Origin of the sequence: Pseudokineococcus marinus, assembly GCF_013004605.1 — a bacterium.
Classification (GTDB): Bacteria; Actinomycetota; Actinomycetes; order Actinomycetales; family Quadrisphaeraceae; genus Pseudokineococcus; species Pseudokineococcus marinus.
On the sequence record NZ_JABEMA010000222.1, the window covers coordinates 1 to 5,197 of the forward strand.

The 5,197-nt window shown below is 74.4% G+C and carries 3 protein-coding genes and 1 pseudogene; 1 reads left to right on the forward strand and 3 read right to left on the reverse strand.

Translation table 11 applies throughout. The features are described from left to right. Positions 1-206: 206 nt before the first annotated feature. From HLB09_RS12620 to HLB09_RS12630, 3 genes are all read right to left on the reverse strand, one after another. Positions 207-1,859 (reverse strand): catalase, encoded by a 1,653-nt coding sequence (locus HLB09_RS12620; protein ID WP_171203706.1) that lies wholly within the window; start codon positions 1,857-1,859, stop codon positions 207-209. A gap of 144 nt (positions 1,860-2,003) precedes the next feature. Next, positions 2,004-2,579: an ankyrin repeat domain-containing protein gene (locus HLB09_RS12625; RefSeq protein ID WP_171203707.1), complete on the reverse strand. Its 576-nt coding sequence runs from the start codon at positions 2,577-2,579 to the stop codon at positions 2,004-2,006. 46 nt (positions 2,580-2,625) lie between these two features. Further along, positions 2,626-4,695 carry a PhoX family protein gene (locus tag HLB09_RS12630; protein WP_171203708.1) on the reverse strand — a complete coding sequence of 690 codons (2,070 nt, stop codon included), beginning with the start codon at positions 4,693-4,695 and terminating at the stop codon, positions 2,626-2,628. Between the two features lie 152 nt (positions 4,696-4,847). On the opposite strand from HLB09_RS12630, the pseudogene HLB09_RS12635 reads away from it, so the two are divergent. Then, positions 4,848-5,197: pseudogene (locus HLB09_RS12635) on the forward strand (hypothetical protein); the annotation flags it as partial.

The window sequence follows — 5,197 nt, forward strand, 5'->3', positions numbered from 1 at the left end:
CCCCGGCCCCCGACGCCCCAGCCCCGGTCACCCCGCCGTCGACCGCCTCGCCGGCCGCTCGCGTCGTCGTCACACGACGGAGCATGCCCGCGCCACCGCGGCGGTCCGCCGGGGGGTGGACGCGCCGCAGGCCGCGCCGGGGGTCCGGCGCGGCCTGCGGGAGGTGCTGGTGGTGCGGGAGCTGCGGCCCCGAGGGCCGCGGCGGCTCAGCGCTCGACGCGCTCGTTCGGGACGGCGTGCGTCATCTTGAGGCCCTCGACGTCGCGGGGGCCGTTCTTGCCGAGGTTGCGGGCCCGCTCGAGCTCGTCCTCGGTGAGCGTCTGCGTGGCGAGCGGCTCCAGGCCGCGGACGTCGTCGGCCGTGATGCCGACGCCCTCGCCCACGCGGTTGCCCAGCTCGTCGTCGCACATGAGCAGGTGCCACACCATGCGCTCGGCGATGGGGCGGTCGCAGGCCGAGAGGCCGTCGACGAGGTTGGCGACGAGCTCGTCCTTCTCCCACTGCTCGGACAGCTGGTAGCGCTGGCCCGCCTGGAGGTAGTCGTTCGTGCGGGAGATGCGCTTGCGGGTGAGGCGCCCGGTGATCTCGGGGCCCTGCTCGTCGTGCGTGGGGTAGGTGCCCTCGCGCAGGCCGCCGATGATCGAGGGCTCGTAGTTGACGGTCGGGTTGACGCCCTCGGGGCGGTCGACGACGTACGCCATGGCGCCGTCGCGCTGGTTCGTGGCCGCGCGGGCGCCCTTGGGCGAGTTCACCGGCAGCTGCAGGTAGTTCGGCCCGACGCGGTAGCGCTGGGTGTCGCTGTAGGAGAACGTGCGCCCGACGAGCATCTTGTCGTCGGAGAAGTCGAGCCCGTCGACGAGGACGCCCGTGCCGAAGGCGATCTGCTCGCTCTCGGTGAAGAAGTCCTGCGGGACGCCGGTCAGCGTCATCGTGCCGACCTTGCCCAGCGGGAAGCGGTTCTCGTCCCAGACCTTGGTGTCGTCCAGCGGGTCGAAGTCGAGCTCCGGGTGGTCGTGGTCGTCCATCATCTGGACGTACAGGTCCCACTTCGGGTGGTCGCCGCGGTTGATCGCGTCGTAGAGGTCGCGCGTGTGCGAGCCGAGGTCGGAGCCCTGCACCACGGCGGCGTCGGCCCCGGTGTAGGACTTCACGCCCTGCTGCGGGATCCAGTGGTACTTGACGAGCTTCGTCTCACCCTGGGCGTTGACCCACTTGTAGGTGTTGACGCCGAAGCCCTGCATCTCGCGGTAGGACGCCGGGATGCCGCGCGGGCCGAAGACCAGCGTGACCATGTGCATGGCCTCGGGGGTCTGCGAGATGAAGTCGAAGACGCGGTTGGGCACCTGGCGCTCGAAGGAGACCGGGTCCGGCTTCTGGCTGTGGATGAAGTCGGGGAACTTGATGGCGTCGCGGATGAAGAACACCGCGAGGTTGTTGCCGACGAGGTCCCAGTTGCCGTCCTCGGTGTAGAACTTCACCGCGAAGCCGCGGGGGTCGCGGGCCACCTCGGAGGAGTCGCGGCCGCCGGCCACCGTGGAGAAGCGGATCGCCAGGTCGGTCTTCTTGCCGGCCTCGCTGAAGAGCTTGGCGCGCGTGTACCTCGCGATGGGCTCGTCGCCCCACGTGCCCGTGGCCTCGAAGTGGCCGAAGGCCGTGGTGCCGCGCGCGTGGACGACGCGCTCGGGGATCCGCTCGCGGTCGAAGTGGCTGATCTTCTCGAGGAACTGGTAGTTCTCGAGCGTCGCCGGGCCGCGGGAGCCCACGGTGCGCTGGTTCTGGTTGTCGTAGACCGGGTGGCCCTGGCGGTTGGTCAGCACGGGCTGCTCGCCCTGCGCGGTGCGGTCGCTCGTCGTCGTCATCGCTGTCCTCTCCTCGGACCTCGCCGCGGGGCGACGCCGCACGGCGGGGCCCCGGTGGGCGGCTCGTGCCACCCCGGCTCTTGTCTGGACTCGTTCCAACCTAGCCCACGGGGCGCCGTCGCGGCACCCCCGCGGCGGCGCGGGTCAGGCCCGCAGCGACGGGTCCTGCAGCAGCGCCAGCATCGCGGGGAGCTCGAACACCCGCGCCGTCTCGACGGCCGACTTCGGCCCGCGCTCCGGGTCGGCCCCCGCGGCGAGCAGGGTGCGCACGACCGCCTCGTCCTGGCGGAAGACGGCCGCGGCGAGCGCCGACTGCCCCCGGTCGTTGGTGCGCTCGACGTCGGCCCCGCGCTCGAGGAGCACGCGCACGGCGTCGTGCTGCTGGTGGTAGGCGGCGAGCACGAGCAGCGTGTCGCCGGAGGAGTTGGTGAGGTCGACGGGGACGCCCTTGTCGACGACCTCGGCGAGCTCGTCCGCGCGCCCCTCGCGGGCGGCGTCGAAGACGCCGTGGAGGAAGGCGAGCTCCTCGGGCGTGAGGTCCGCCACCGCCGACGCGCTCTCCCCGGCGGCCTCCTGCGGCCCGGTGGGGCTCGTGCCGGGCGCCGGGGGCGCGGCGCCGTGCCCGTGGCCCGCCAGGGCCTCGGCCGCGGGGCTGTCCCTGGTGGTGCTGTCCGCGGCGGTGTCGTCCGCAGCGGCGTCGTCCGGGGTGCTCTGGCTCATGCCCCGACCGTAGGGCGGCCCGTCCCCCGGCGCCGGGCGGGAGCCGTCAGCGGCGCTTGATCGCCTGCACGACGCCGGGCCGCGGCACGCGGACCTCGCCGTCGTAGGGGAAGCGCGAGACCTGGTTCTCGATGCTCGCGCCGTCGACCTCGCCCGGGTGCTGGACGCAGACCATGACGCTGCCCTCGACCGAGTCCACGACGGGCCCGCACGTCTCGGCGCCGACGGGGACGGTGAGGAAGGTGCGCACCTTGCCGCGTTCGGGGCCGTCGGTGGCGACGTGGTGGAGGGCGTCGGCGAGGTCGAGCGAGCCGGGCTGGCCGTCGGTCGAGACCCACAGCCCGCCGTGGGCGTCGAAGGCCACGTTGTCCGGGCACGCGATGGGCATGACCTCGGACGCCGGCAGGCCCGAGAAGTACGTGCTCGGGTCGCTCGGGTCGCCGCAGACGACGGGCAGGGCCCAGGTGAAGGTCGTGGAGGTCTGGTCCTCGGCCTCGGTGATCTCGACGATGTGGCCGTAGCGGTTGCGCACGCGCGGGTTCCCGGCGCCCGGCTCGCGGCGGCCCGAGTTGTTCGTGCAGGCCATGTAGACCTTGCCGGTGACGGGGTTGCGCTCGACGTCCTCGGGGCGGTCCATCGGCGTGGCGCCGACGGCGGCCGCGGCGACGCGCGTGAAGACGAGCACCTCCTCGAGCGTCATGCCGGGGACCATGGAGCGGCCGCCGCGCGTCAGCGGCACCCACTCGCCGGTGCCGTCGTAGTCGCTCGTGGGGTCGCCCTCGACGGCGAAGCGCGCGACGTAGAGGTCGCCGTGCTCGAGGACGTCGTTGTCCCGCCCCTGGCGCGGGTTCCTCGCCACGCGATCGCGGGAGACGAACTTGTACATGTGCTGGCCGCCCGTGTCGTCGCCCATGTAGCAGACGACGCGCCCGTCGGGGGCGACCGACGCGGTCGCGCCCTCGTGGCGGAAGCGGCCCATGGCCGTGTGCTTGCGGGGGGTCGAGAAGGGGTCGTAGGGGTTGAGCTCCACGATCCAGCCGAAGCGGTTGACCTCGTTGGGCTCCTTCGTGAGGTCGAAGCGCTCGTCGCCGAGGTCCCAGCCGCGCCCGGTGTCGCTGATGCCGTAGACGGCGTTGCGCTCGTCCGGGGTCGCGGTGTTGCGGAAGTAGCCCTGGAAGTTCTCCTCCCCGGACAGGACGGTGCCCCACGGCGTCGTGCCGCCGGCGCAGTTGTTGAGCGTCCCGACGACCGTCGTGCCCTCGGGGTCGCGGCTCGTGCGCACGAGGTCGCTGCCGGCGGCGGGCCCGGTGAGGGCGAACTCCGTCGTCGAGGCCGTGATGCGGCGCCCGTAGCGGGACGGGACGGCGCGCCAGGGGCTGCCCGGGCCGTCGCGGCGGACCTCGACGACCGACATGCCGTGCGCCGCCATCGAGGTCATCCGCTGCTCGACGGTGAGGCTCTCGTCGTCGACGTACCCCGGGTACATGATGTTCTCGTTCGTGTACTCGTGGTTGGCGACGAGCAGCGCCCGCTTCCCCGAGCCGCCGAGCGGCAGCACGGTGAGGTAGTCGCAGTTGTAGCCGAACTGCTTCGCCTGGGCCTCGGGCGTCTGCGCGTCGAGGTCGAAGGCCGGCGCGTCGCGCTCCACCGGGTCGCCCCACGCGATGATCGAGTGCCAGTCCCAGCCGTCGGGCACGACGACGTCGTCCACGTCGGCGGCCACCGGGCCCACCGGCGCGAAGCCGGCCAGGGCGCCGGCCGGCGCGAGGGCGCCCGGGGCGGACACCGCGGCGTCGGCGCGCGTGCCCCTGCCCTTCCCCTGCCCCCGCCCGGAGCCCGCCGCACGGGCCTCGTCGGGCGAGAGCGCCGCGCCCGCCACGACGGCCGCGCCGAGGCCCGCGAGCAGCGAGCGCCGGGCGATGGCCCGCTGCGCCAGCTGCTCGAACGCCGGGGCGCTGGACGTGCTCGGGTTCTCCGTGAGGCACGCGTCGCCGCAGCGGAAGTGGCACGTCTGCGCCGAGCGCGAGCCGCGGGTGTGGCCGAGCATGGGCAGGGCCAGCCGCGGGCCGCGCGCGGTGGCGGCCGAGGACGTCTCGGGCGAGCAGTTCGTCGTCATGCGTCCCACCCTGGGAGGCCCTGACGACGGGCAGACGGGTCCCGCGGGACGCCCGCGTGAACGCGCGGTGACGACTGGTCGCTGCGCGTGGCCCTCCACGCTGCCCCGGGCGTCCCGGTGCGGAGGCCCCCGCCGGCGCGCACCCTGTCGGCGTGAGCAGCCGCGGCACCGCCGACCCCGTCCACCGCCCGGGCCTCCAGCAGGAGTCCGCGCGAGGCCCCCGGCACGGCGGGCGCACGGCCCGGCCGGTGACCCCCGACCTGCTGCGTGCCGCGTGGGGCGCCACCTGCCTGCTCGCGCCTGGGGCCGTGCAGCGGGTCCTGTCGGGCCACGGCCCGGACGTGCGCGGACGGCGGGTCCTGCGCGTCCTCGGCGCCCGCCACCTCGTCCAGGCGGCGGGCGGCCGGGTGCTCCCGCCGCGCCTGGCCGTGGGGGGCGGCGCGGCGGTGGACGGCATCCACTCGGCCACCGCGCTCGCGCTCGGCCTGCTCGACGTCCGGCG

Bases quoted from the DNA above. Each gene is read 5' to 3' on its own strand.
- HLB09_RS12625 (WP_171203707.1), bottom strand. From the start codon at position 2,579: ATGAGCCAGAGCACCCCGGACGACGCCGCTGCGGACGACACCGCCGCG.
- HLB09_RS12630 (WP_171203708.1), bottom strand. From the start codon at position 4,695: ATGACGACGAACTGCTCGCCCGAGACGTCCTCGGCCGCCACCGCGCGC.
- HLB09_RS12620 (WP_171203706.1), bottom strand. From the start codon at position 1,859: ATGACGACGACGAGCGACCGCACCGCGCAGGGCGAGCAGCCCGTGCTG.